The organism is Maribacter sp. X9, from assembly GCF_048537565.1.
Taxonomy (GTDB): Bacteria; Bacteroidota; Bacteroidia; order Flavobacteriales; family Flavobacteriaceae; genus Maribacter.
The window spans coordinates 3,546,215-3,572,042 of the sequence record NZ_CP183215.1; the positions used below are offsets into that span (position 1 = coordinate 3,546,215).

General features: G+C 38.0%; 17 protein-coding genes and 3 pseudogenes. 7 read left to right on the forward strand and 13 right to left on the reverse strand.

Annotated elements, in window-relative coordinates:
- Nucleotides 1-47 precede the first annotated feature (47 nt).
- The 6 genes and pseudogenes from ACNR9Q_RS15125 to ACNR9Q_RS15150 form a co-directional block, all read right to left on the reverse strand.
- Complete coding sequence (locus tag ACNR9Q_RS15125) at nucleotides 48-827, reverse strand: hypothetical protein (protein WP_419212067.1); 780 nt, start codon at nucleotides 825-827, stop codon at nucleotides 48-50.
- Nucleotides 824-2,246, reverse strand: a pseudogene (locus ACNR9Q_RS15130) (transposase). Before ACNR9Q_RS15130 ends, ACNR9Q_RS15125 begins: the two are co-directional and overlap by 4 nt.
- Nucleotides 2,247-2,664: 418 nt before the next feature.
- Nucleotides 2,665-3,360, reverse strand: a complete 696-nt coding sequence (locus ACNR9Q_RS15135) for a TVP38/TMEM64 family protein (protein WP_419212068.1) — start codon at nucleotides 3,358-3,360, stop codon at nucleotides 2,665-2,667.
- The gene (locus tag ACNR9Q_RS15140; RefSeq protein WP_419212069.1) at nucleotides 3,360-4,220 is read right to left on the reverse strand and encodes an SdiA-regulated domain-containing protein; all 861 of its coding nucleotides are present in this window, start codon (nucleotides 4,218-4,220) and stop codon (nucleotides 3,360-3,362) included. Before ACNR9Q_RS15140 ends, ACNR9Q_RS15135 begins: the two co-directional genes overlap by 1 nt.
- An 84-nt stretch (nucleotides 4,221-4,304) precedes the next feature.
- Nucleotides 4,305-5,498: a sensor histidine kinase gene (locus ACNR9Q_RS15145; RefSeq protein WP_419212070.1), complete on the reverse strand. Its 1,194-nt coding sequence runs from the start codon at nucleotides 5,496-5,498 to the stop codon at nucleotides 4,305-4,307.
- Between the two features lie 86 nt (nucleotides 5,499-5,584).
- Nucleotides 5,585-6,256, reverse strand: a complete 672-nt coding sequence (locus ACNR9Q_RS15150; RefSeq protein WP_419212071.1) for a response regulator transcription factor — start codon at nucleotides 6,254-6,256, stop codon at nucleotides 5,585-5,587.
- Between the two features lie 201 nt (nucleotides 6,257-6,457).
- On the opposite strand from ACNR9Q_RS15150, the gene ACNR9Q_RS15155 reads away from it, so the two are divergent.
- The gene (locus ACNR9Q_RS15155; protein WP_419212072.1) at nucleotides 6,458-6,895 is read left to right on the forward strand and encodes a PepSY-like domain-containing protein; all 438 of its coding nucleotides are present in this window, start codon (nucleotides 6,458-6,460) and stop codon (nucleotides 6,893-6,895) included.
- 75 nt (nucleotides 6,896-6,970) lie between these two features.
- Entirely contained in the window at nucleotides 6,971-7,645 is a 675-nt protein-coding gene (locus tag ACNR9Q_RS15160) for a DUF2490 domain-containing protein (protein ID WP_419212073.1), read from the forward strand.
- A gap of 868 nt (nucleotides 7,646-8,513) precedes the next feature.
- On the opposite strand, the gene ACNR9Q_RS15165 is transcribed toward ACNR9Q_RS15160, so the two are convergent.
- Both ACNR9Q_RS15165 and ACNR9Q_RS15170 read right to left on the reverse strand, forming a co-directional pair.
- Nucleotides 8,514-10,433, reverse strand: coding sequence for a carboxypeptidase-like regulatory domain-containing protein (locus ACNR9Q_RS15165; protein ID WP_419212074.1), 1,920 nt, complete (start codon nucleotides 10,431-10,433; stop codon nucleotides 8,514-8,516).
- Between the two features lie 70 nt (nucleotides 10,434-10,503).
- On the reverse strand, nucleotides 10,504-10,776 hold the full coding sequence (locus ACNR9Q_RS15170) for an alpha/beta fold hydrolase (RefSeq protein WP_419212075.1): 273 nt from the start codon (nucleotides 10,774-10,776) through the stop codon (nucleotides 10,504-10,506).
- A 192-nt stretch (nucleotides 10,777-10,968) separates the two neighbouring features.
- On the opposite strand from ACNR9Q_RS15170, the pseudogene ACNR9Q_RS15175 reads away from it, so the two are divergent.
- Nucleotides 10,969-11,339 (forward strand): annotated as a pseudogene (locus ACNR9Q_RS15175) (fumarylacetoacetate hydrolase family protein).
- A gap of 25 nt (nucleotides 11,340-11,364) precedes the next feature.
- Complete coding sequence (locus tag ACNR9Q_RS15180; RefSeq protein ID WP_419212076.1) at nucleotides 11,365-11,547, forward strand: fumarylacetoacetate hydrolase family protein; 183 nt, start codon at nucleotides 11,365-11,367, stop codon at nucleotides 11,545-11,547.
- Between the two features lie 527 nt (nucleotides 11,548-12,074).
- Here the strand turns inward: ACNR9Q_RS15180 and ACNR9Q_RS15185 are convergent.
- The 5 genes from ACNR9Q_RS15185 to ACNR9Q_RS15205 all read right to left on the reverse strand — a co-directional run bounded on the left by ACNR9Q_RS15185 (nucleotide 12,075) and on the right by ACNR9Q_RS15205 (nucleotide 20,256).
- On the reverse strand, nucleotides 12,075-12,377 hold the full coding sequence (locus ACNR9Q_RS15185; RefSeq protein WP_419212077.1) for a type II toxin-antitoxin system RelE/ParE family toxin: 303 nt from the start codon (nucleotides 12,375-12,377) through the stop codon (nucleotides 12,075-12,077).
- A complete protein-coding gene (locus ACNR9Q_RS15190) occupies nucleotides 12,364-12,615 on the reverse strand; it encodes a type II toxin-antitoxin system ParD family antitoxin (RefSeq protein ID WP_419212078.1) in 252 nt (83 codons plus the stop codon). The genes ACNR9Q_RS15185 and ACNR9Q_RS15190 overlap by 14 nt, the downstream gene beginning before the upstream one ends.
- Before the next feature lie 114 nt (nucleotides 12,616-12,729).
- Complete coding sequence (locus ACNR9Q_RS15195) at nucleotides 12,730-13,050, reverse strand: hypothetical protein (protein WP_419212079.1); 321 nt, start codon at nucleotides 13,048-13,050, stop codon at nucleotides 12,730-12,732.
- Between the two features lie 1,123 nt (nucleotides 13,051-14,173).
- Nucleotides 14,174-19,066, reverse strand: a complete 4,893-nt coding sequence (locus ACNR9Q_RS15200; protein WP_419212080.1) for a BspA family leucine-rich repeat surface protein — start codon at nucleotides 19,064-19,066, stop codon at nucleotides 14,174-14,176.
- 299 nt (nucleotides 19,067-19,365) lie between these two features.
- Nucleotides 19,366-20,256: a type IX secretion system membrane protein PorP/SprF gene (locus tag ACNR9Q_RS15205; protein WP_419212081.1), complete on the reverse strand. Its 891-nt coding sequence runs from the start codon at nucleotides 20,254-20,256 to the stop codon at nucleotides 19,366-19,368.
- 284 nt (nucleotides 20,257-20,540) lie between these two features.
- Between ACNR9Q_RS15205 and ACNR9Q_RS15210 the strand changes: the two genes are divergently transcribed.
- The 3 genes and pseudogenes from ACNR9Q_RS15210 to ACNR9Q_RS15220 all read left to right on the forward strand — a co-directional run bounded on the left by ACNR9Q_RS15210 (nucleotide 20,541) and on the right by ACNR9Q_RS15220 (nucleotide 25,316).
- Complete coding sequence (locus tag ACNR9Q_RS15210) at nucleotides 20,541-21,710, forward strand: helix-turn-helix domain-containing protein (protein ID WP_419212082.1); 1,170 nt, start codon at nucleotides 20,541-20,543, stop codon at nucleotides 21,708-21,710.
- 559 nt (nucleotides 21,711-22,269) lie between these two features.
- Complete coding sequence (locus ACNR9Q_RS15215; protein ID WP_419212083.1) at nucleotides 22,270-23,655, forward strand: hypothetical protein; 1,386 nt, start codon at nucleotides 22,270-22,272, stop codon at nucleotides 23,653-23,655.
- 491 nt (nucleotides 23,656-24,146) lie between these two features.
- Nucleotides 24,147-25,316, forward strand: a pseudogene (locus ACNR9Q_RS15220) (IS3 family transposase).
- Nucleotides 25,317-25,828 lie beyond the last annotated feature (512 nt).

Consider the following 25,828-nt stretch of genomic DNA (forward strand, 5'->3'; position numbering starts at 1 on the left):
TCAGGATCAAAGACTTTTGCAACGGTTACTGTTGTTGTAAACCGTTTTTATTCTTTCCGTTCCTTAACAAAATTTTCTCCATCACCTGCTAATTTTAGACTTGTATTATCATATCCGCCACCAATTGTCATTACTTTATCAAGTCCATTGTCGAAATTTAGAATTACAGATTTATCATTAAATTCAAATTTTCCTTTGAAATTTTTTCCGTCTCCATTTTCAAAAAGGAATGTTCCATTTTCGTTAAAGCGTATTTTTCTCACTGCATAGTGTGGTGTCCACCAATTTCCGATTAAATTCTTTCTTGAGTAAGATTTTAAGTCGAAATCTTTTTCGGTAGTTAAATCAGTCATTTTGGAATACAGTTGTTGTTTTCCATTGTTAAGTAGCTTTAGAAATATCCCCATTGATTCGGCAGTTTCTCCCATCAAGTTATTTTCTATAATATAACTCCATTCTCCACTTTTGAAAACGTAGTGATAACCACCACCAGTTCCTTGTCGTTCAACTTTTCCGTCATATAATATTAGATTCGGTTCGTCAGAAATTGTTTTTGGCTTATTCCAAGAAATGTATCTTATATCTCCATTTTTCAGATTGTCAATTTTAATGGTAAATTTTTTATTATCACAATGAATAATGTTGTTCTGGACTTCAGTATTAAGTTTTAGTATTTGTTCTTTTACTTCAATCTTTTTTGTTTTTGATTCGAGTTGATTTTCTTTTTGATTTAATTCAGTTTCTTTTTGGTTCAGGTTATTTTCTTTTTCTGAATTTTTACACGAAAAAAAGCTAATTAAAATCACTAAACTTAAAATTTTTCTCATAGTTTCTTGATTTGGTCAAATGTTTTACAACGGCAGTCCGTCTCAAAACCACCTTTGATTTTGAATAAATTTACACAATTTGGGATATAAGGGATATTGACCTGTAGAAAGATCGTAATTTCATGGATATGGAGATAGTGGCCAATGATCCATTTTTAGCCTTTCGATGTACATGAAGAGCGTTTTTAGGTCACCCATTGGCTGTTTTATATTTCTTCCTGCTTCCCATCCCAATTTCATCAATCTTTTAAGATTGTATGCCAATACGGTCGAACCAAAGTCGGCACTGGCTGCCGGCAATCCCTTTTTGGTAATGATGCGGTCAAAGGCCCATTGCCTTTTTATGGTACCGAATGGGTGTTCGACCAAGGCCTGTCGTTTTCTGTAAATACCGGGCTTCTCCGTTACCCTGCGGGCATTGCGTTCGATGAATGCGGTGTTATATGCCGGATCCGGTGCTTGGCTTGCACGGCCGATACCGGGTACGGCCACCAGGGTATCGACCCCAATGTCGTTCGCTACCTTGAACTCGCTCCCGGTATGGTAGCCCTTGTCATATAGTGCGGTAAAGGAGTTGGTCCCCAAAATGGCCTTTGCCCTTCTGAGCATACCCCTCCATGGCCTTTTTGTCGTTTTGGTCAGAGATCTTGTAATCGATCAAGAGCTTATGGTCGGCATCCACCGTTGTCTGTGCCGTATAACAGACTTCCGTAATGGTGCCCCTTACGATCTGGTGCCGGCTGTCCAGGTCACTGGTGGAGACCTGTGGGTTTTCCGTGGAGGTATCGTCAAGCAGTTCGTTTCGGATGCGTACATATCTTTCCAGTTGCCGTTCCCTGTTTTTTGTTAGCTTACGGATTTCCTCCTTTGCGTCCCCGTCCGCCTTGGCCAGTTCTTGTTGTTGTTCCCCGAGTTTTTTATCGATGTACTCAAGGTGGCGTGCGACCTTCTTTAGGTTGAAGTTGTTCTTTTTGCTGTTCTATGCCCTGAGTTTGGTGGAATCCCCGGCAATAAGGGTCGCGCCGATCAGCTCGTGGTTCTTGGCAATGGACACCGTATGGCGGAACACCCGCTTTATCGCTTTGGGGTTGTCCTTCCTGAAACGTGCAATGGTATTATGGTCAGGCCATAGGTTACCGAGCAACCACATCAGCTCGATGTCACGGGAACACTCAGTTCCAGACTTCTGGAGGAACGTATCCTGTTCAAATATCCATAGATGTAAAGCTTCAATAGATCGGAAGGGTCATAGGGCGGACGTCCTTGCGGTGCCATGGACCTAAAACCTATGGCCTGTAGATCCAGACCGTCCACAAAACGGTCAACGGTGCGTACCGAATTTTCCTCGGCGATCATATCGTCCAGACAAGTGGTATAAAGGGAAGGTTGGGTCCGGGATTGTTTTTGTTGATACTCCATACTTAAAGATAAAGAATATCAAACCCTAGAAGGTAAAGCTATCTTTAAGTTTTGAGAAAGTCTGACGGTCTCGTATAACCTTCAGTTACGGGTTAATATGCATTAATTTTCGGTTAAGCACGAGCCGAATTTTCTAATTTTTCTTATTATTTTTTATTGTAAATAAGCCAAATTTAAAAAATTGGCGTCCTCGAAAACACGCCCAAACCATTCGGTTTTCCTACAATTTCCCTGTTGTTTTCATACGTCGTTATGTGCTGGGCTCATTCGTTCTGTTGTTCTATTTGGATATTCAAATTTAAAATAACAACACGATGTAGCAAGCTCTTTTGTGAATTTGGGTTTAGCGTAGGCTGGTTCGAATTGCAAAAGTGCTTGTGGTAATTTGCGGAAATTATTATTCACATATTCATATCAATTACTTTCTATACTTTTTCCATAAAATATAGCAAACAAAGGCTAACAAACTGAATAATGACCCCCACAATAGTCCAGTTTTTAATTGGTCCGTACTTTTCCCTACAATTGCGATAAATATCGTGAGTGGTAAAATGCCTACCATTGTGGCACCTATAAACTTCCAATAAGTCATTTTTAACACTCCGCCTACAAAACTAATAGCATCGTTTGATAAAAATGGATTGAGCCGTGTGACGATAACTGCCCAAAATCCATAATCCTCTATAAAATCTTCAATCTTGTTTTCGGTTTTCTTGCCCAACAATTTTAAGATTAAGGTTTTACCCAAATATCTACCAATAAAATATCCTACAGATGAGGCAGCAAAAACGGCTATGAGAATTATTATACTCCCCCATAAAGGTCCATATGCTAAAATAGACACGACCATTAATGCAATAGTGGGTATGACTATTAAAAACATCTGCACAACCATTGCCAGAATTAAAACGATAGGACCAAACCATCCAAACCCTGAAACCCACGCTTTAATTCGCTGCTCATCATCACTTGTTAAAACATCCCAAGCCGTATCTATAAACTGTTGTACGGATGGAATGAAAAAATAACAAGCAACAATGCCGCCTACCAGAGCGATGCTTAGGTAAAGCGGCAATTTACTCTTAGAGGTTTTTTGCTGATTCTCTACTGTCACTATTGAAAACTTACTTTTAAAATATTAGCAACATCATCACCAGCTTCATTTGAAATATACAAGGTCCCGTCGGGGCTAAAGGTGATGCCTTCAGGTTGTGCAAACGTATCTTTGTGAAGCTCGTGTACAGTTTTGATAGTACCATCTGCATTCAGTATGACTAGTTTAGGGTTTTTCCCTTCCAATACATAATACTCTCCGGTTTTAGGGTGGATGGCAACGTCTGATGGACTAAAGGTTTTGTACACCTTTTTATGTTTATAGTTTTTAAAAGCACCATCATTCATATTTATTTTTACACTTGGCGAAGCGCTCATCTTTTTAGAATCTATTAGTATTTGATACAAGCCTTTAAAATCGTCTTGCATATCCCTATCCTTTGGAGCAATAATTAAGCTTTGTGTTTTGGGATTTAAGGTGAGGGATTCCATATTATTCTCTTCTGAAAATTCGGTTTTAAAAGTTTGAACCTTCCTATTTTTAGTTCTGAAATTTAACACTTGATAGATAGTGCCATCGCTTCTTAATACATATGCATCATCATTATGAACTGTAATACCTTCATAATCGCCTGAACCTGCAAATTCAATTTCTTCAACAATTTTATTTTGTTGCAGGTCGTAAATAAAAATGATACCGTCTTCATCTTGTACGCAGGCAATAGTTCCGTCTTTCAACCAGGCAATACCGCTAATTTCGTTCAGAACTTTTGGAAGCTCCCACGTTTTATTGATAGCATAGTGTGTTGAAGGGGTATGTTTTGGTTGTACTTTTTGAACTGTAAATGCAACTATAATTGCAACGACCAAAAGCGCTACGATTCCAGAAGACAGAGCCTTTATTTTTTTATGTATTTCCATAGTATTTATTTTAGAAAACAAACTTCGCATCTAAATCTGAAAACAATTTGGAATAAGAACTTCTGTAAAATTTTTTATGAAAGTTTAACTTCTTTTGGGAAACTTTAGTTTAAAAGTATGCACTCCTTCAAAGCTATAAATCAATTCTAATTTATACTTCTCGGAAATAGCTTTGGCAATGGCAAGACCTAATCCAGTTGAATTTTTCTGATTTGCCGAATTTTTGAAACGTGCAAACATGGTTTTTTGGTCTAGCTCTTTCAGTATTCCAAAATTTCTAATTTGCCAACTATCAGAACCGATTTTTATTTGAATATCCTCGTTCTGCTTGCCGTGCACTAAGGCATTTTTAATAAGGTTAGTCAACAAAATAATGGCAAGGTCTTCATTTATGAAGTGTTTTAAAACTTCATTTGATACTATTTTAAAGCGCATCTTTTTATGGACGGCCATATCTTTAAAATCCTCCAAGATATGTTTGGTAAGTTCTGTAAAATCGACTTTCGCTTCTTCTTCAAATTGTTTGTTTTCAATTTTAGATAACAATAACAGCGATTTGTTCAATCGTGTTAATTTGCTCAAACTGTCCATAACCGTTGAAAGGTCTTTAAGCTGGTTTTCATCTAAATCATTGTTTTCCAAAAACAGTTCTAACTTATTGATGCTTATGGCGAGTGGTGTTTGCAGTTCGTGCGAAGCATTTTCAATAAATTGCTTTTGGGCAACATAGCTTTCAGTTGATTTTTTAATGAGCTTATCTACTGTGCTATTGAGCAAATTAAATTCTTCTATATTAGATTTTGGAATTTCCACTGCTGTGTTATTCTCAATTCGAAAATCTCTCAATTGTGTAATGAGATTATAAAAAGGTTTCCATATTCTACGCAATAACAAGTTATTTAAGAACAAAATACTGGCGACAAGTAGTATATATAGACCTGATAAATACAAAATCATATCCTCTACCAAATCATCTTCTTCTACCATAGAAGTGATGATTTTTAATTTATAATGGCCATCGCCATACTTCACAGCACTCTCATAGATACGCACGGGCTCGTAACTTTTCTCATTGAGCATATACATTGAAGTGTCACGATAGCTTTCCTTAAAATTCTGATATCCTTTTTTAGAAATGGGCGTGAAATTATAAACGTGTTCTTTAAACTCTGGGTCATTCTGTGCAAGTATTGTAGGGTCATTGCCAGCACGCTGTACCATCAATATTTTCTGATTTTCAAGTCCATCATCCAGACTATCATAAATTTCCTCTAGCATCGCGAAATAAAATAATATCGCCCAAATAGTCATGAGCGGTAAAAGCAATAGTGCTAAATATTTTGATGTATGATTAAGTAACCGCATTAGTCTATTTCCAATTTATAACCCACGCCGTAGACCGCTTCCACCCTTATCGTCGCCTTTTTTAATTTTTTACGCAAGTTTTTAATTTGCGAATAAATAAAGTCAAAACTATCTGCTTGGTCAATATGATCGCCCCATACGTGCTCGGCAAGTGCTGTTTTTGTTACGAGACGGTTTTTGTTGGTTATTAAATAGATTAAAATATCATACTCTTTTCTGTTGAGGACTGTGTCTTCAGTTTCAATTTTTACAGTTCTACTTTCTGGGTTGATGGTTAGATTACCTATTTCAATTGTAGTGTTACCATCAAAATTGCGACGCCGTAACACCGCTTTAACTCGTGCGTGAAGCTCAGCCATATGAAATGGTTTTGGCAAATAATCATCTGCGCCTAGATCTAATCCCGCTAAACGGTCATCAAGAGAATCTTTTGCCGAAACAATGATTACACCGTCATCCTTACCAGTTTTTTTAAGCTGTTTCAATAACTCAAGCCCATTACCGTCTGGCAAACCAATGTCAAGTAAGATGCTGTCATAAGCATACACATTTATTTTATTACTGGCCGATTTAAAATCTGAAACCGCTTCCACATTATAATGCTCCCGCTCCAAACTCTCTCGCATATTGTCCAGCATATGAGGTTCATCTTCAATAATGAGTATTTTCATTTTTTTAGAAATTTTCAACAATAATATACAGTGATCCTAAAAACATTTGGTAATTGATATCCGTTTTTTCGGATATCAAAGTTAGGGCAATGTTCAACATATTCTTTTAAGATCATTTTATGCTTGCTGAAATTAGCATTCCCAATTTCTTACAGATTACTACCTTTTCTTTACATCAAATTAAAAACAAATAGTATAGTTATGAGAAATTTAGCAATAGCCGCATTAGCTCTGTTTGCATCCGCGACAGTAAGTGCTCAAGATTTAATGACAAGCCAAGTACCTACAAATTTGAACACAACTTTTCAAAAAGCATATCCTAATGCTACTGACGTGGAGTGGGAAATGGAAGGCGAAAATTACAAAGTTGAATTTGATATGGGACAAATGGATAATGAAATTTGGTATTCAAAAGATGGAAATACCATAAAGACCGAAATGGAAATTACAGAAAACGAATTGCCAGCAGCAGTAAAGAAGACTGCACAGATCAAGTACCCGAAATACAAAATTGATGAAGTGGAAATGACGGAAGAAAATGGACAAAAAACATACGAGGTAGAACTTGAAAAATGGTTTGAGAAAGATAGATCGTTAGTAATTGCCGAGGACGGTACCCTTATTAACGAACGCTCGTAATACAACTAGTTGATTTTATCAATTGTTTAGCGAGGGTCGAAAATAGTTCGGCTCTCGTTTTTTAATTTTTTTATAGTGAGAGTACTTTTAATTTTATTGGTATCCGTTTTGGGAGTATTGCAAAGTAAAGCCCAAGAGAATTTCACTTCCTTTTTTGAACCCGAAATTCAAATAAACTATGATGTTTCCCCAAAATATTCACATAGTTTCGGAATAGAAAACCGAAATATCTTTTATGAAGATTCCTATTTGGGTTATGAGGCGAAACAACTAGATGTTTCCCACTTTTCTGAATTTAAATTAGCAGAAACCAAAGCCATAGGTTTGGGTATTCAATACCGTTTTGAAAATACATTTGATGGAAGCGAAGAAAATGAACTACGGATTATGCAACAATTTGAGTGGAAAAATGTTAAGTCAAGTTTTGCAATTACACACCGTCTTCGTACTGAACAACGTTTGTATGCATCGACTACAAAATACAGATTACGATATGAGTTTGGATTGGCATTTCCATTAAACACTACAACGTATTTAAAAACTGAAACCGAGACACTTTTTGAACTTGCAAACATTCAAAAACCTGAGTTGGAACAACGAATTTCTGCTGCTTACGGATTTACTGTTTGTTCAAATACAGGTTTGGAAATTGGCACTCAATACCGCCTGGCAGATTATACCCAAGATCTAGGACACGAGCTTTTTATTGTAATAGGAATTGAGATTGATTTAAACAGATTCTATTTTTAGCGTTGGGAAAAGGCTCTTTTGTTTTTTTAAGCGGTTGGCGGTGCGCTTTTGAAAAAAAACAAATATGCCTTTCGAGCGTTGGCATTTTTTTTAAGCCTTGCACATAAAGTGATTGTGTCGAGTAGGAAAAGGGAGTTTCACCCTTCCCCTCTCACAGAACCGTACGTGATAGTCTCCCATCATACGGCTCTTCTAATTTAATCTACAAATATAAGCTCATCATCTTTCAAGTTGGCAAATCGTATTTTAAACTAGCTAACCCCCTTTGCTCCACCCAAATTACAGGAGCTTCTTCACTACTACGGGTTACTCCGCCCCTATACCAAGCATCGCTATTCCGCCTCTAGTTCGCGCTATTGTACATTTCACTTTGCATCTTGGCACAGGTTCCCGAGTTCCGTGAGCAAGCCCGATCAATGGTCATGCCTCCTAAATGACGCCTGCCGCCAAGCCAATGAACAGGTGACCGCCGAACTTGTAATGTTTGTCATACTTCAAACACTTTTGACAGAAGCACTTTCTGGACACTTCAACAGAGGTTCATTCGCATTCATCTCCATTATCCATACCTGACCACGCTCGTGGCGCGGACTTTTCCATAACGCTCAATACCTTGGCTCTTTACCAAAGCACCTTATGGTGGTTTGATGCTCTCCCCTTTAGGACAGCACCGGTGGGTCGGTTCCACCATCTTGTAAACAGTTGCGTAACGACTTTTAACCGGTCGTTACTCTCGGCACACATATGGCTCGTAGTGGATTTTTAGACACTAATTTTTCGTTTAAACACAGACCTTTCTTTATATTTAATTACTTTGGTTTTTGCGATTAAACCGCTATTATTTTTAGCATTGTTGTACCACGTTTTTTTAATATCTCACGTCAATATTAAAGCCAACTCCCATACTACTGTGCTTTTTAAATTTGGCTTGACTTGATTTTTTGTAAAGCGTTCCGCTATTTAAAATTCCAAGAGAGAAAAATATAGCCTCACCTTTATTGTTTTGTCCGTCAGTTTCTATCCATTCAAGGGCAACGATTACATCATTTGTTAATACAATATCGTAAGGTTTTAAATCAACCGTTACTTTTCCGACTTGTTTTGGCTCAATTGAAACGAGAATATTTTCGGTCAGGATATTTTCTTTCGGCTTGTTATTTTCAATGCTGTAAAAATTAACCCTAAAGCTGGATTTTGTACTTAATCTATTGTAAGAAATATTGAAGTTAAAGGCATCTACAAATGTTGGATTTTTTCGAATGTTTATTTTGACACCCATTTCAGCACCAAGTTGGTCATAGCTAAATCCTGTACTTATAAATTTAGATTCGGTTTTGTTTCCGAGTGTTTTTTTCTTGTATGCTTTTGCAGTAATGACAACTTCGCCCAATTCACTTATCTGTTCCTCTAATTTTATTGATATAGCCTGTCTTTTTTGGGTCATATTTTTTACCAAAAATTCAACAGGTTTGTAACCAATGGATGAAATTCTGATCGTATCGTTTGCAAATTCCTTTTTTAAATTGAGAGTGAATTTGCCATTAGTATCTGTAACCGTACCAAACTCTCTGTTCAAAATCCCTATGTTTACGTAAGGTAGAGGCACATTAGTTTGATTATCGAGAACATCACCCATTATTTCAGACGAAGTATTGGGTTTACTTGAAATATCATATAGCTCCTTGGTTGCATAGTTTAATGCGCTTATGTTTTCCCAAACTGGTTTAAAAACATCTTTATTTTCTAATACTTTTTGTAAAAAGGCAATGGTCAATTCATCAATGTCACTATAGATTTTAACAGATTTTTCTGAAGCTTCAAGTATCGATGGAATACAAGTGAAATCAGCGTGGGTACTGTTTGTAAAACGCAAATAGTATTTTTCGAAATTCAGTTCCCGATAGTAATTATAATCTTTTGACGGTTGAAATTCGTCAAGTTTATCGCCGCTTTCCAAATAAAGATACTTTACATTTTGAGTTTTTGGATTTAAGAGTTTTGAATCGTAGATTTCTTGAATAAATCGGTCGTTTTCATCTTCGTCTCCAAAATAATGGGTTTCTGTTCCGTCCAATGATACAAAGGCTTTTGTATTTGGGTTTCTATCCAAAAAAACCGCTGAACTCATTCCTCCCCAACTGCATCCAATAATACCTATAGAGTTGAAGTCAGCATTAAATGAGTTGTTTTGTTCTAGATAACGAATTGCAAATTCAGCGTCATAAACTTGTTCAAGCATATCTTCTTTTTGATTGGTCATATCTCCAGGGTAGCGACCGAACGACCAAATGGAAACAACCAAAAATCCGTTTTGTGCAAGTTTTTCAAGGATTTTATAGTTTTCAAATCCCATTCCGTTTAAACCTGCCATATAAATAATGATTGGATTTTTCGTAGCGGAAGGTTCAAGGTCAGAAAAACTGTCTGTTTGAATGTTCAATAATTTTTGACCATCAGTTCCAACACCCAATTCAGCCACGTAAAATTGTGCCAATTCATTGGTTATTCCAGAATAATCTACATTATCCTGATATTTGATCGCTCTTTGTTCAAATAAGTTGAACAAATCTCCGAACTTTAATGCTTTCCCCATTTTTTCGTTTGATGGATACCAAATATCTAAATCGACAGGTTTATAATGTAATTTGTCTGTCAATTCCGTATTTGGTTTGTAGATTCTTGTACTGTCTTTTAATTGGAAAAATTTAAATCCAGTGTTATATGTTTGGGCAAAGGTGTTTCCAAAAGTCAGTAGAATTGTAATTATAATTAGTCGGATTTTTTTCATTAAAAAGTGTATCTATGAATATAGACGACAAAATTATTTAAATAGTTGCCTGTGGTTTTCCAAATGTTCGTTAAGATACATCCTTTACATTTTCAAAAGAGCGAGAGGTGTCTGTATAGCCATGTATAAGTACAATGGTCCTCCCGTCCGAATTACCAGCCTCTCTATATTCCATCTGGATTCCTGTACTTAGGGCAATACTTTTTTTGTTCACTATTGTAGAATCTTTTTTAAGAAGTATTTCTCCCGTAGCATCGTCCGTTTTAAATAAACCTGATGCGTGTGTCTGTATTCCTAAGGAAAGGCTCAATAAAATTCCTGTTGCAATTAGAATAGATTTCATTATTGTTTTAATTTTTAGTTATTATCATTTACTAAAAAGACGGAAGTTCTGAACTTACATCGTAAGTAGAATCCTTAGGCATTTAGTTTATATATGGCAAAATGGAATTAAATCTTGGAAGTATGGAAAACAAAACGGTCCTTGTTACTGGAGGAACATCAGGCTATCTATCGTCCAAAAGATGAAATTAAAATGCCGTTAAAGGAAACAAAATTTAACATTGAATTGGAGATGGCCATTGCCATCGGAAAGAAAGGCAAGGATATCAGCAAAGAAAATGCCGATAATCATATTTTTGATTACACCATTTTAACGATTGGACCGCTAGGGCCATTCAAAGACAAGAAATGACCGTACCCCTTGGCCGACATAAAGGTAAGGACTTTGTCGACGCTTTTGGCCCTTGCATAGTGACCAAGGATGAATTTGAGCAACCTAAATGTAGTATTTCCAGAGATACACATCCAAGTCAACTAACCATGCCCCTAACCACGGATGGAAGATTCGATTTAAAGATGCATGCCCTCATAAATGGAAAAACTATTTGTGATGGTAATTATTAAGACAGTTCATTAGACGTTCCCACAAATGATAGCACGTGCTTCAGAAAATAATGTAAACCTTATGCCTGGTGATATATTAGGTAGCGGCACTCTAGGTTGGGGCAGTCGTATTGAAAATAATTTTTCTGTTCACAAACCAATAGAGCCCGGGGATTTTGTAGAATTGGAAATTAAGGGTATAGGGATTTTGAGGAATACCTTGATTTAAAATCCAATCTTTTTTTAAAACTGGATCGCTTAAAATCTTTACAATTCTTCTCTACAAGAATTATTGGTTGTTCTATACACTTTCTAATATATAAAGTTAATCAGGTTCGAATCCGATCTCACCGAGAACTTGGAACAAAAAATTCACTAAATACGGGGGTTGGGCAAACCAAAGAGTAAAACAGGTAACCGATTAGGTCTCGCTGAGAGTGTATTTCGGTATGATTTGAGTAGTTTTTTAAAAATTAAAGTCCTGATAATCAATACTTTAATTTCATTTGTAGGGGTGGCAGGATTACAACCCAAACACTTAAAATATTATATATCAATAAGTTATATGATTAAAAAATTGACTGTTGACCGATTTGTTGACGCACTTTTAAATGAACTTAGAGTAATAAGACTTACTTTCTGATTAAATAAAGATACTATTTTGATTTATATAAATGGAAAGAAATATCTGTTCAAAAATTTTGTTTTGTAAAATTCCAAAACGATTTTAATTTAATTCATCCTTTATTTATACTTTTACTTAAGGTGTTTTGGGAAGTCCATCATGCCGCCCAGGACTCGGACAATGAATATGCCTTTTTGATTTAAATAGTAGAAGATTACGTGTGATTTGTATCTATACCGCAGTAGCATTTGATTTTTTACGGCCACATATCTTCTACCCAATTCTGGATTTTTGGCAAGTTCCGTCAATACCTCCTTTAAGCCCTGTGCATATTTCAAAGATTGGCCCTCACCGAATTCTTTAATAGTGTATTTGGCAATGGACTTGATATCGTCCTTTGCCTTGGCACTAATTACATAACTAGTTCTCGGCATTGTGCTCGTTTATCGCTTCCTCCCAAATACTGTCTATGGTAGCATCCGTTGGTCCGCTCTCCATTCCATCTATTAACGCCTCGTTTAAATCCACAATGCGTTTTCTTCGCTCTTGGTCTTTCCGAATAATATCTCTAACGTATTCACTATCGTTAGTATAAAAACCCTGCTCGATCAGACTTTTTACATAGGCCTCCTGCTGTTCTGTAAATGTGATAGATTTTCTGATTACCGCCATAACGAACCATTATTAATAATATTGGTTCAATTTAGGAATAAAAAATTATCAAAACAACTATTGTTTAATTGAACTTTGACAATAGTCTCGGCTTTTGTTTCGCCCCAACATTCATCAACGATAAGAATTAGAGCCATTGTTGAATTTAGTTTTTTCTTCGGCTTGTTCAAAAAGTTGATTGATAACTTCTTGATATTCCGATGTGTCGAATTCGGATTCTGTAACAAAATCATCGAATGCTTTATCTTTCATCCATTCTGGTTTTTCAAAAGGATAACCACCATATAATCCCAATGCCATATCGAACCTAATTTTGATACCTATAACGGTCATTTCATTAAATATTGAATGAGATAGCCATAAATCCATTCGTCTTTTAGCTTCAATATATATTTCAAGTATTCGGTTTTCTGATATTTCTGAAGATGGTGCCATTCTTAGGATTTCTTTTTAACCCATTATTTTTGTTTCCTTGCTTAAGTAATCTCATTAAGCCGTGTATAGTAACCTTAATCCTCTCTTTGTTCTTTCTGATTATACTTTCAATTTAAAGAGAATCAAACTTAAGAAGTGTATTGATTAAATACGCACCGAATTACGCACCTATTATTTAACGTACTCAAAAGCAGAACTTTAGAGTCCTATCTTGATTCAATAACTATTAAGATATAATTCATACTTAAAATTTGAAGACCTAATTTTCACAAAAAAATTTATTTAAAAAACCAGAAATTTAACATTTGAAATAAAGAAAAATTGAAGGTTCGAATGTTTTTATTAAGTTCGAGAGCAACTTTTTCATACGCAAGATAGAATCATTAAATACTTCCATTGAAAAATTAAGGGATAACACCGTTCGTATCTCATTCACTATTGAATTTCTTTTTGATCTGGATTTTAGTTCAAGTTTGATTGAAACTCCATATTTAGTGTTTTATCTAAATTGACAAGTTATTTAACTACACAATGTATAATAGAACGAAATCTTCGTTTCTAACAAGGAAGTACATATTTAAGTCCTATTTACACGGAGCAACAAAAAGAGTTCGACCATGATTCTTAATTATTTGAATCTTTTGAAAATGATATTTTTTTCCATTCTCTCCTATAATCAGATGAAGATCAATTTTAGAAGAACCTGTTTCGTAGGCATCACTACCTATATATATATATATATATATTCAACGGGGTATTTGATGCAGAAACCAGTTTCTATAAGTCTTCCACTTTATCAGGATCACCAATTCAATTACCATCTATTGATTTGAACTTTTTATGCGCAGTGCTAATATGTACCTAATCTAAAATCTGCTTTTTGTTTAACAATTGATTATTATTTGGAAAAACTTGTTCTAAAACACCTGTGAGAAACTACTGAGACATTCATTCCAAATGGTTTCATAAATTTGGCTAAAACTGGAGATAATCCATTGATTCGGGATTTGGCTGCCCTTATACTGGAATTACTACCCTAGATTTGGAATATATAATCAACCCTTAAAATCAATTTCCCTAGGGCTATCTCATAACGTGTATAAATATGAATTAGCCTTATTTATTAATAGTTGATGAATATCCAACCACTTAGCGGAGCTCCGCCCTCCCCCAGGTCTATCACGTACAAATAGGAACCTTGTGGAAGTTTCTCGCGGTTCTGTTTATAGAACCCTTGCCAATCGTTGGCGTATCCGTTCGCCTCGAATACCAGATGTCCCCAGCGGTTGTAGACGCTCACCCTGTTGTCCGGGTAATTGTCGATTCCAGGAATCATCCAACTATCGTTGTTCCCGTCACCGTTCGGTGTAAACGCTTGGGCCGGAACTAGCATTGGTTCGCTATCGGTGGGGAAGGCGTCGTTCCCGTCGTGAACACCGTCATTGTCATCGTCACCGTCCTCGTTGTCCCCTATACCGTCATTGTCGGCATCGGATTGTTCGGAAGCGTCCAGCGGGAATTGGTCCACTGCGTCAAGGACTCCGTCACCGTCGTCGTCCGTATCGGCGTTGTTCCCGATCCCGTCTCCATCGGTATCCTCACTTTCAGTTGAGTCGAAAGGGAAGGCGTCATCTAGGTCCGGGATGCCATCGGTATCGTCATCCGTATCCGCATTATCGCCGGTTCCATCTCCATCGGTATCCGTATCCTCCGTTGCGTCCAAAGGAAAGGCATCCTCCGTATCCGGAGCACCGTCATTGTCATCATCGGCATCACACACATTTCCCTCACCGTCACCGTCGGTATCCAATTGATCGGTATTGGCTACCGAAGGACAGTTGTCCAAGGTGTCAACGATACCGTCCCCGTCCAGATCCGTTAAGGGGTTCAAAGGATCCGAATCGTCAACATCCAGCGATCCATCATTGTCATCGTCCGTATCCTCATTGTTCCCTATCCCGTCTCCATCGGTATCGGTATCCTCGTTCGCATCGTTCGGAAACGCGTCGCCATGGTCCCCGGTGCCGTCCCCGTCTGAATCCGTATCCTCGTGCGCATCGTTAGGAATGGCATCATCGGCATCGTTCACGCCATCACCGTCCGTGTCCTTCTGACTATCCGAGCAGCCGTTGGCATCCACCGGTTCTCCGGTTGGCGTACCTTGACATTGGTCAAGGTCATCAGTTACCCCATCACGATCCGTATCGCATCTTCCACCATCCGTTATGGTCCAGTTTAAATCATCCATCAGCACTACCCTAGAGTCCTCCTCGAGACAATAATTACTATTACCTCCCGAAAATACGATTCCTGAGGGAACACTCTCCAAGGTACTCCATCCCAAAAGAAGGTTATCGTAGTTCGTAATAGATAAAGTTACTCCGTTGAACATGTTGGCCATACTGGTTACTTGACTAATATCCCAAGCACCTAAATCTTGATCAAAAGCAGTGGCTTTTTCGAACATACTTTCCATACGCAAGACGTTGATTACATCCCACAAACCTATATTTTGGTTGAAGGCCAAGGCTTCAAAGAACATAAATTGCATATCCGTTACATTACTTACATTCCAATAACCTATATTTCCATTAAAGGCGTGCGCCCTAATGAACATATTACGCATATTGGTTACATTGGCTACATTCCAAGTACCAATATTTTGATTAAAGGAAGCCGCCCTTTCGAACATAAAGGCCATATTTCTCACATTGGATACATTCCAACCGCTGATATCCTGACTGAAGTCCGTCGCCATCAAGAACATGGCCGACATATCCGTTACCTTGCTCACATCCCAAGCACCTATATTTTGATTAAACCTTTCTGCACCAAAGAACATTGCGTTCATTGCCATCACATTACCAACATCCCAAGAACCGATAAATTGGTTAAAGGTGAGCGCATTCATAAAGGTTCCTGCCATTTGCGTTATGTTGTCCACATTCCAATCATTGAATGCCGTGGTACCGATCAACGAATAACAGTCCCTGAACATATTGCCCATATTAGTTGCAGTTGATAGATTGGGTGTATCTGTAGCCTTTATATCCAGATTTTCACATCCCAAAAAGGCATTTTCCATGGAAGTCCACTCTTGATCGCCCCACTGTTCTACCGATAAAATTTTAAGTCGTTCACTCTCCCCGTTGAAATAAATACGTGGAAAATCTCCCGAAATACTTACCGTATAGGTTCCAGCAATGGCATAGCTGTGGGAAGCACTAAACGTAAATCCGTTTTCTACAATACCATCCCCCCAATCCACTGAATAGTTATAGCCAACTCCCATCGTGGGAATTGAAATGCTTTCGTTTGCCGTACTGGTTTGCCAAGTGGTCACGAACAGTCCGGAACAATCTAAACCTCCATCATTGACCGTCCAAGCAAAAGAACCGAGTATGCTTTGCCTAGAAGATACTTCTGTACAATATTTGGAAGAACCGGCGTCAAACTGTACTCCGGTTTTCAGTGTTCTTTGACTCCATCCTTTCAGCAAGGCATCGTAATTTTTGACGGACAAAGAAGTTCCAGAAAACATCAAGGACATATTGGTAACATTGGATACGTCCCATGAACCGATATCCTGGTTGAAGGAACTGGCGTTCCTGAACATTCCGTACATGTTCGTGACACTGGAGGTATCCCAGCCACTGATGTCCTGATCAAAGGCACGGGCATCGGTAAACACACCAGACATATCGGTGACATTGGAAACGTCCCAAGTAATCTCAGAATTAAAGACAGCATTCCGATAAAACATGCCGGAGACATCGATAAGATTGACAGTTTTATTGGACCAGTTCAAATCTTTATTAAATGCCCGTGCAACGCTGAACATATTTCGCATGGTGACTACACTGGAAACATCCCAAGCACTTATATCCTGATTAAAAGCCTGGGTATTGGAGAACATGAAAACCATATCCCTTACCTTGGAGACATCCCAATTGCTTACATCTTGGTTGAACGATCTGGCTCCACTGAACATTTGATGCATGGTGGTAACGTTAGCGGTCTTCCCGTTCCAATTCAAGGGGGCATTAAAATCACCAGTATTTGCAAAGGTGTACTGCATGTTGTTCACTTTCGATACGTCCCATGCGCTTAGATCCCGATTAAAGGATTTTGCGCCGTCAAAGGTATTCTGTAGGGATGCCACATTGGAGACATCCCAGCCACTGATGTCTCCATTAAAGGCATCGGTATTGGAGAACATATTTTGCATCGAAGTCAACTTAGAGACATCCCAACTCCCTAGATCTTGATTAAAGGCTTTCGCATTATCGAACATCAAAGTCATGTTGGTAACCTGGGATACATCCCATGCACCGATATCCTGGTTGAAGGAACGGGCGTTCCTGAACAATCCGTACATGTTCGTAATGCTGGAAGTATCCCAGTCACTGATGTCCTGATCAAAGGCATGGGCATCCGTAAACACACCAGACATTTGGGTAACATTGGAGGTGTCCCAGATGATATCAGAATTAAAGACCGAATTCCGATAGAACATAGCGGAAATATCTATTAGGCTACCTGTTTTACCGGACCAGTCCAACACTTGGTCGAACGCCTTTGCTTCTGCGAACATACCTCGCATACTGACAACACTGGAAACGTCCCAAGCACTGATATCCCGATCGAAGGCTTCGGTGACGGCGAACATATAATCCATATCCATTACACTGGATACGTCCCAGTTACCGATATCCTGGTTGAAGGATTTGGCCCTGGCGAACATTTGGTGCATGGTGTTAACATTTGCGGTTTTTCCATTCCAGTTTAGGGGGCTATTAAAATCCCGTGTATTTGCAAAGGTGTACTGCATGTTGTTCACTTTCGATACGTCCCATGCGCTTAGATCCCGATTAAAGGATTTCGCGCCGTCAAAGGTATTCTGTAGGGATGTCACATTGGAGACATCCCAGCCACTGATGTCTCCATTAAAGGCATCGGTATTGGAGAACATATTTTGCAGTGAGGTCAACTTCGAGACATTCCAACCATTCAGATCTTGATTAAAGGCTTTCGCATTATCGAACATCAAGGTCATGTTGGTGACATTGGAGACGTCCCATGCCACGATATCATGGTTGAAGGAACGAGCGTTCCGAAATAAGCTATACATATCGGTAACGTTGGACGTATTCCAGTCCCCGATATCTTTGTTAAAGGTATTCGCTCCTTCAAACATACTTCGCATACTGGTAACATTGGAGGTGTCCCAGATAATGTCTGAATTAAAGACCGTGTTCTGATAAAACATCCCAGTAAGGTCTACCAGACTCGTGGTGGTAGTGCCCCAATCTATGGGTTGGTCAAATGCCTTGGCTATTTGAAACATCCATGCCATACTGGTTACACTGGAGACGTCCCAAGCACTAATATCCTGATTAAACGCATAATTGTCCTTGAACATGGCCGTCATATTCCTAACCTTGGATACGTCCCAATTTCCAATTGGTTGATCAAAAGTTCTGGCACCTTCAAACATACTTTGCATGTCTGTTATGTTCGAAACATCCCAACCACTGATATCGGGGTTAATGGATGAAGCGGACAACATGTTCCGCATGTTTGTACAACTACTCAAATTAGGAGTGTCCGAAGCAGAAAAAATGGCATTCTGATGTCCTGAAAAGGCCCCGTTAAAGCTTTCCCACTTCCCATCTCCCCATTGGGAAATCTCAATTAATTTTACTTTAGAATCTACCGAATTCGAACCACCATCGTACCAGCCGATATCTAAAGAAGTATCTGTGGTTATGGTTACTTCATAATCTCCGGCGGAAAAATAGGTATGCTGAAATAGTTGCCCACTGCCAACAGTAGGGGCTGCAATTGCAGATCCGTCTCCCCAATCGACCGTAATATTGCTCCAATTTCTTAAAGGAAAACGGATTGTTTCATTACTGCTAGTGGTACGCCATTTTGTAATAAATGGTGTTTGTGCACCTATATAACTCGTGAAAAGGAATAGGAATAAAACATAAAGAATTGCTGATTTTCGCATACTGAAATTAGTTATGGATTGTATTTATAATAAGTATTTAAAGGAGTCGGCAACTGATACCGTAAATTTTGTAATGTTTTCCGTAAACGTGATGGTCAGACCTGTCTCAATTTCTTTAGGACTAGTATGGGTTATAGTAGTTTGTGTATCTCACCAACTTACCACGATTTGTCCTTAGCATCATACCTTATTGAAAAGTGATCCACCAAGCAACTGGAAAAAGACTACAGTAAAAATCTTCATGGTATCTATACTGTTAATTATTTTGGTTTGTTATTTAAGTGTTTTCATAGTGGTTATTAAATTCCCAGTCTCATAAAAATTTCATGGGTTCCCTTGTCCATTCCCCGAATGGAACTTTGAAGCGGTGTCTCATAGGCATAGCCGATGTCGAACCCGTTCCCGATATTGAATAGGAAAAGACCACAGATACTTTCGTCATAACGGTAGGAAGCCCCTAGGCTAAAACGCTGTCCAAAATCAAGGATACAAGTAATCTCAATGGAGAGTGGCGCGGCATCGACATATCGTAACATAGTCATGGTCTGTAGGCCAAGCGTAGCGCTCAGTTCAAAATTATAACCTCCACTTAAATAGGTATGCACGCGATCTTCACTAAGGAAGGCACTTCCATTACTTTCTTGCAACCGTTCCGGTGTCAATAATTTGGGTACGGAAAGTGATATAAAGTAACGTTCATGTTTTAAGTACAGACCTGCGCCAACATTTGGAGTGAACCTACTTTTATAATCCATCAAGGACATGTCCCGGCCTACACCGTAGGTTATCAATCCCTGTGTATTGGCATTATAGGAATTCGCGCTCCCCTTTATCCCAAAATAAAGCAAGTGCTTCTCGTCCAAACGAATATGATAGGATATATCCACCCCGATCCAGGTTTGGTTCTCTATAAAAGTCCTGTCATTTAAAATGGATACCCCAAGTCCTAAGTTCTTTCCAATGGGAGTCCCGAAAATGGCGCTTTGACTTTCCGGTGCTCCCTGTACCCCTGCCCATTGGCTTCTTAGTCCAAGGGAAAGTTGGCCTGTTTCCGAGCTGCCAGTAAAGGCAGGGTTATAAAGACTCATATTATATCTATAGAATGAGTAATTGGGATCCTGTTGGGCCGAAAGGCCGATGGCCAGAAACAGTAGTGGTATAGTTGCAATCGTTTTTTTAAGGATTTTCATTTGTAAGGTTTTTCAGCAATAAATAATTGGTTCTAGAACGCCAACTATTGTAAGAACGCATAAGGAATTTCCTCACTTATTCCATTTTCAATGATTTAACAATAACTTTTAACCTTTTAACGATCATGCATCCAAAATAAATAGAGTTGATTCCTTCCTAATGATAGAGTTGCAAGCTATTTTTTACTTTTTCAATTAAATTTGATTTAACTTTATCCGAGAAATTTTGAAGGGTTTCAAACAAGCTTATTGTCAGTATTCCGACAAAATTATGTTCAAGAATTATGGAGGATTTTATATTGCTGTTTACGGGGTGTATTGGACTAGCAACTACCCTTATTTTATTGGTGTTTTATAGAACCAATAAAATGATAAATCTATATTTGATCACCATTCTTTCCTATGTTTCCATTTTCGCACTATTAAAGTCTTCCTATGCTTTGGGTATACAAACCTTTGCGAATGAGAAATTTTTTGGGTATAAACGACTTTCTGTTTTCACTTTTCCATTGTTATTTCTTTTTTTTAAAGAAATACTTGGTTCATGCCAAAAGAATAGCGCTATGAATTGGGTTCATTTTATTTTACCATTCCTATTCTTTTTATCCTTTGAAGGATTACTTTATTTTGATTCTCTATCCGATGGTATAATAGCCTGCTATTACTTTGTATATTTCCTTCTAAATTTTGCTTATCTAGTAGCATGTTTAGATTTATTTAAATCCTATCTCAACAAACTTTCGTTGAAAAAAATAATCAGCGACATTGGCTATCAAAAAGAAAAATGGATTCTATTCATTTTTTGTATTTGGACTCTTCTATGTTTAAGGATCCTAATCCTGATTATAATTGACCTGATAAATGGAAAACTTTCTGGCTTCGACAAAGGGATTGGACTTTGGTCCGTTTTGATTATAGCTGCATTCATAAAGCTACTTGTCTCTCCTGAGCTTTTATACGGTTTTAATGCCCTTGAGAAAAGAATGAAAACCACTCAACTCGAAATAAAAAAAACAGTTCTTTTGAAAATATGGAAACTGGATAATAATCTTCAATTGAGAAATAGACAGGATAAATTATTAGCTCCTAAGGTATCGGAAAATCTCCTCGATACTATTCTAGAAATTGAACGCATAGTACTCAACGAACAAATATTCAGAAATCCTGATTTTGACCTAACAATGCTCTCAAAAAAATTAAATATTCCTAAAAGCCATTTGACCTTTATTTTCAAATACTACTCCACACACTTCTTCCTTGATTTTAAGAAAATGTTACAAATAATGGACGCGGAAAAACTTATCGAAAATGGATATTTGGCGGAAAATACTTTGGATTCTCTTTCCCTGGAGGTAGGGTTTTCTTCATACAGTCCTTTTTTTAGTGCCTTCAAAAAATATACCGGATATTCACCAAATAATTATATCCATAAGAATACATTCCTAAAAACATAAATTGCAGCGTTTGCGCAGGCAGATAATATATGCTATCAAACTATAGAATATTCCAATTTTGTCTTATTCATTTAACAGCCATGCAACAGGATTCACTGAAAATTTTGACACCCTAAAATTTAGATAAAATCTCCTTTTTTCCTTTTCCTAATGTACCCTTCATGCACTTATAAAAGGAACCACCAATAATTCGTACATAAAGAGTTAAGGGTTCCTTGGAAGTTAAGACGTTTCGTAGAAGGGCCTATTACAAAAGTACCCTGAAATCCATAGGTTAGTAATCGGTGTTTAGAATCTAGAGTTGTAATTTTTGACCGACGTACCAATAAATATGTTTCCCTTTCAAAGGAAAAGAAGTAAACACGGTGTTTTAATTTTAGCAGTCTCAGGTAATGTAATGATCCCAAAAGGATAATCTTATTTTAAAGTATCTCTCTTTACAAAATACTATCTTCATGTCTTAATTTATTTAGCAACATATTAGTCTATCCATACAATGCGTTTCATTTTCCCAACCATATCCCTATCACCCTTTCTTTATGCGTCAATTCTGTTTCTAATGCTTGGATTTCAGAATCCTATTGTAGCGCAGGATAAATCCAACAGAACTTGGCTGGCGGGAGATCATCATATTCATTCCAGATATAGTGTCGGCTGGGATCGTGAAGTGGATCCTCCTACCCCCATTAAAGGAGGTGATGCCATTTATCCTACTCCCTTGAATGCCTTAATGGCCAAGTTCTATGGGCTTTCATGGATGGTAACCACCGATCATGGTGGTCCCAACCATAGTAAAGTAAATCTGGAAATGGCTTATCCGGAATTGTTGTTTTCCAGAAAAGTTGTACCCGAAGTGATTCAGTTTTATGGAATGGAATTCGATACTCCAGGTGCAGATCACTCCAGTTTAATAATTCCACATTCGCACGATGAATCTACTCACTTGCACAGCATAGAATCTCAATTTAATAAAAGAGAACCCCACCCGTCTGATCCAAGTTGGGATACGGAACCAAGAATGCTTGAAGCATTGGCTTTCATGAACAAAGGGGCTACAAAACCAGTACTTATTGCCAATCATCCCTCCCGATCTGCGTCCGATTTGGGTGTGTATGGTAAAGATGATCCTGCCGAACTTCGGGACTGGAATGATACCGCCCCTGACATTGCCGTAGGTATGGCCGGAGCACCTGGCCATCAAGCTGCTGCCTTAAACCCCGACGGTACTTTTCGTGAACGTTCCAGGGGAGGATATGGACAATTTCCTACTTTGGGAGGTTTTGATCAGATGACAGCTAAACTAGGCGGATTTTGGGATTCAATGTTGGGCGAAGGTCGCCGTTGGTGGATAACCGCAAACTCCGACTCCCATGTTCACTGGCGGGAAGGTGGCAGCGATTTTTGGCCCGGCGAATACTCCAAAACCTATGTCTTTGCCCAAAAAAATCACGACGATATTATGGATGGTATTCGAAATGGCCGTGTTTTTGTAACCCTTGGAGATTTAATATCAGAGCTGTATGTTCAGGTTGAAGGGGGTCGTCAAACTGGCGATATAGGAGGTACAGTTCATGTTTCCCAGGACGATGATGTAAAAATTACCGTTCGCTTTAAAGACCCTGACACCTTGAATTCATGGGGACAAAATCCTGAAGTTACCCGAGTCGATCTGATAATGGGAGAGGTAAGAGGGCCGGTTACTAATCGAAATAACGACAACAATCCTACCACAAAGGTTGTTGCACGTTTTACCGAGACTGACTGGACAGTCAACGCTGGGTATAGAGAGATATCCTACACGATTTCGAAGCTCAGTAAAGGATGTTATATCCGAATCAGAGGTACCAATGGCAATGAACTTGAACCTCAAGTAGATGAAATAGGCGAAAGTCCGTGGGATGAATTATGGTTCTATTCTAATCCTATATTTATTGATGTAGAATGATTAACATAGAATCGTATAATTTTGCAGAGAAGAATTAAATAGTGGCATCTTCATAAAGGCTCTGCTTTATCTTCGGAAGGAAATAATCACCGATAAGGCTATATTAATAGACGGTACTTGGATTTTGGAGGGAAAAATACCGCAGATATGTATTGTACAATAAAGCGTTAGGGGCGATTCTAAATGTAGGAGTTTTCTATTAAAGTTAGAATACAGGATTCCGTATAATAATTTAAATTATTTTGTTAACTATTCTATGGCCGGATATTTGTTCCATACTCCTTTTCAAATTCTGAAAAAAACTTATTCAAAGAAATATTTTCGAATCGGCAAATACTATAAATGGTTGTCAATGGTATGTTGTAACCATCAACTCCTTTGATTTTACTCAATGTTTATGACGTTATCCCACATCCATTAGAATATGGACTTACTACATTAGCTTGGACGGTAAGTTGGGTTAAAAGTTGTTGGTTATTATCTTTACAGAGATGAAACGAAAACCAAAACATTACACCTTAGGATTTGAACAGAAAGCAGTAGAATTAAGTTATGCCAAATGCAGCGCAGCACAGGTTTGTGAGGATTTGGATATTTTACCAGCTGTACTTTATCGTTGGCGTAAAGAACAAAAAGATTATGGAAAGAACAGTTTTCCGGGTCGGGGCAAACCGAAGATGACCGATGAACAAAAAGAGATGGCGAGTTTATAAAAGCAGCCAAAAGATGCTGAATTGGAACGGGATATCTTAAAAAAGGCGATTGGCATCTTCTCCAAGAGCGACAGGAAAAGTACCGGTTCATAAAACAACACCTTATAAGATTTCCAGTCGAGATGATGTGCAGTAAGTAGAAGCAGTTATTATCATTGGTTGAAGTCGGGGCCGAGTAAACTCTGGAAAGAAAACCAGAAGCTTTCTACCCTGATCACCTACCTATTTGATCAGAGTTATCATAGTTATGGCGCTCCAAGGATAAAATCAGAGCTTCAAGCTATGGGATTTAAGGTATCCAGGCCACGGGTAGCACGAATCATGAAAGCAAATTATTTATATGCTAAGAGGAAGCGAAAATTTAAAGCGACAACCGACAGTAACCATAATTACCCTATAGCACCAAATTTACTGAACCAGTGCTTTAAAGTAGATAGACCAAACCAGGTATGGGTAAGTGACATCACCTACATCGAAAACAGGCAAGGTTGGCACTATCTAACAGCAATTATCGATCTGTTTAATAGAAAGGTTATTGGGTGGGCTTTAAGTGATAACCTCACTACCGAAGGTACCATTATAAAAGCATGGGAAATGGCTATTAAGAACACAGTGCTGGAACAACCGCTGATATTCCATTCAGACCGAGGTGTCCAATACGCCAGTCATAGGTTTACCAGCATCCTCAAAAGCTATAATGGCTTAATAAGACAGTCCATGAGTAGGAAAGGGAACTGCTGGGACAATGCCGTAGCAGAATCATTCTTTACATCTCTAAAAGTAGAATGGGTTTACTGGAACGGGTACAACCTTAGATCTGAAGCGGAATTATCCATCTTTCAATGGATCGAGACCTGGTACAATACCAGAAGAGGACATTCTTATTTAGGAAACAGAACCATTAAAGAATTTGAAATAGATATGTATAATCAAAAACTAGCAGCATAGTCACTCAACTTAAAGTCCAGTTTTTTGTTGCAAGTCCACAAGTGCTCGGTTACCCTTTTTTTTTGGAATTTTAGGGAGAGGTAACCGAATAGGTAACTTTTTTTACCAAACGAAATCAAATAATATGATTGCCCTAAAACTACAAAAACTTGATAATCATACGATTACCAAGTTTTTATTACTGTTTAATACTTAAATTTGTCGGGGTGGCAGAAACCACAACCGATTTATAAGTATTTAAATATCAATGTTTTGACACTTTAATCTTAAGCGTATTCCCGTTAAGAACACGGAAATCAAAAAACAACTTTTGAACACAATTTTCATGTGTCTAACTAGCCATAAAAATAGTAATAATATTAAAGCTATTTATTTTCAATATTAAAAACATAATTATTAATTCCCCTAATCAATCTTCTATTCAATGCTTTGTAACACTTTTGTAGAAAAGTGGAACCGATACCAGCTATATCCAAAAACTTTTGGGGCTAAACAATACTAAGACCACCATG

Coding starts and splice junctions, on each gene's coding strand:
- ACNR9Q_RS15155 (WP_419212072.1), top strand. CDS start 6,458: ATGAGAAATTTAGCAATAGCCGCATTAGCTCTGTTTGCATCCGCGACA.
- ACNR9Q_RS15125 (WP_419212067.1), bottom strand. CDS start 827: ATGAGAAAAATTTTAAGTTTAGTGATTTTAATTAGCTTTTTTTCGTGT.
- ACNR9Q_RS15150 (WP_419212071.1), bottom strand. CDS start 6,256: ATGAAAATACTCATTATTGAAGATGAACCTCATATGCTGGACAATATG.
- ACNR9Q_RS15140 (WP_419212069.1), bottom strand. CDS start 4,220: ATGGAAATACATAAAAAAATAAAGGCTCTGTCTTCTGGAATCGTAGCG.
- ACNR9Q_RS15145 (WP_419212070.1), bottom strand. CDS start 5,498: ATGCTAGAGGAAATTTATGATAGTCTGGATGATGGACTTGAAAATCAG.
- ACNR9Q_RS15210 (WP_419212082.1), top strand. CDS start 20,541: ATGGAGGATTTTATATTGCTGTTTACGGGGTGTATTGGACTAGCAACT.
- ACNR9Q_RS15190 (WP_419212078.1), bottom strand. CDS start 12,615: ATGGCGGTAATCAGAAAATCTATCACATTTACAGAACAGCAGGAGGCC.
- ACNR9Q_RS15170 (WP_419212075.1), bottom strand. CDS start 10,776: ATGAAATCTATTCTAATTGCAACAGGAATTTTATTGAGCCTTTCCTTA.
- ACNR9Q_RS15180 (WP_419212076.1), top strand. CDS start 11,365: ATGATAGCACGTGCTTCAGAAAATAATGTAAACCTTATGCCTGGTGAT.
- ACNR9Q_RS15195 (WP_419212079.1), bottom strand. CDS start 13,050: ATGGCACCATCTTCAGAAATATCAGAAAACCGAATACTTGAAATATAT.
- ACNR9Q_RS15185 (WP_419212077.1), bottom strand. CDS start 12,377: ATGCCGAGAACTAGTTATGTAATTAGTGCCAAGGCAAAGGACGATATC.
- ACNR9Q_RS15200 (WP_419212080.1), bottom strand. CDS start 19,066: ATGCGAAAATCAGCAATTCTTTATGTTTTATTCCTATTCCTTTTCACG.
- ACNR9Q_RS15205 (WP_419212081.1), bottom strand. CDS start 20,256: ATGAAAATCCTTAAAAAAACGATTGCAACTATACCACTACTGTTTCTG.
- ACNR9Q_RS15215 (WP_419212083.1), top strand. CDS start 22,270: ATGCTTGGATTTCAGAATCCTATTGTAGCGCAGGATAAATCCAACAGA.
- ACNR9Q_RS15165 (WP_419212074.1), bottom strand. CDS start 10,433: ATGAAAAAAATCCGACTAATTATAATTACAATTCTACTGACTTTTGGA.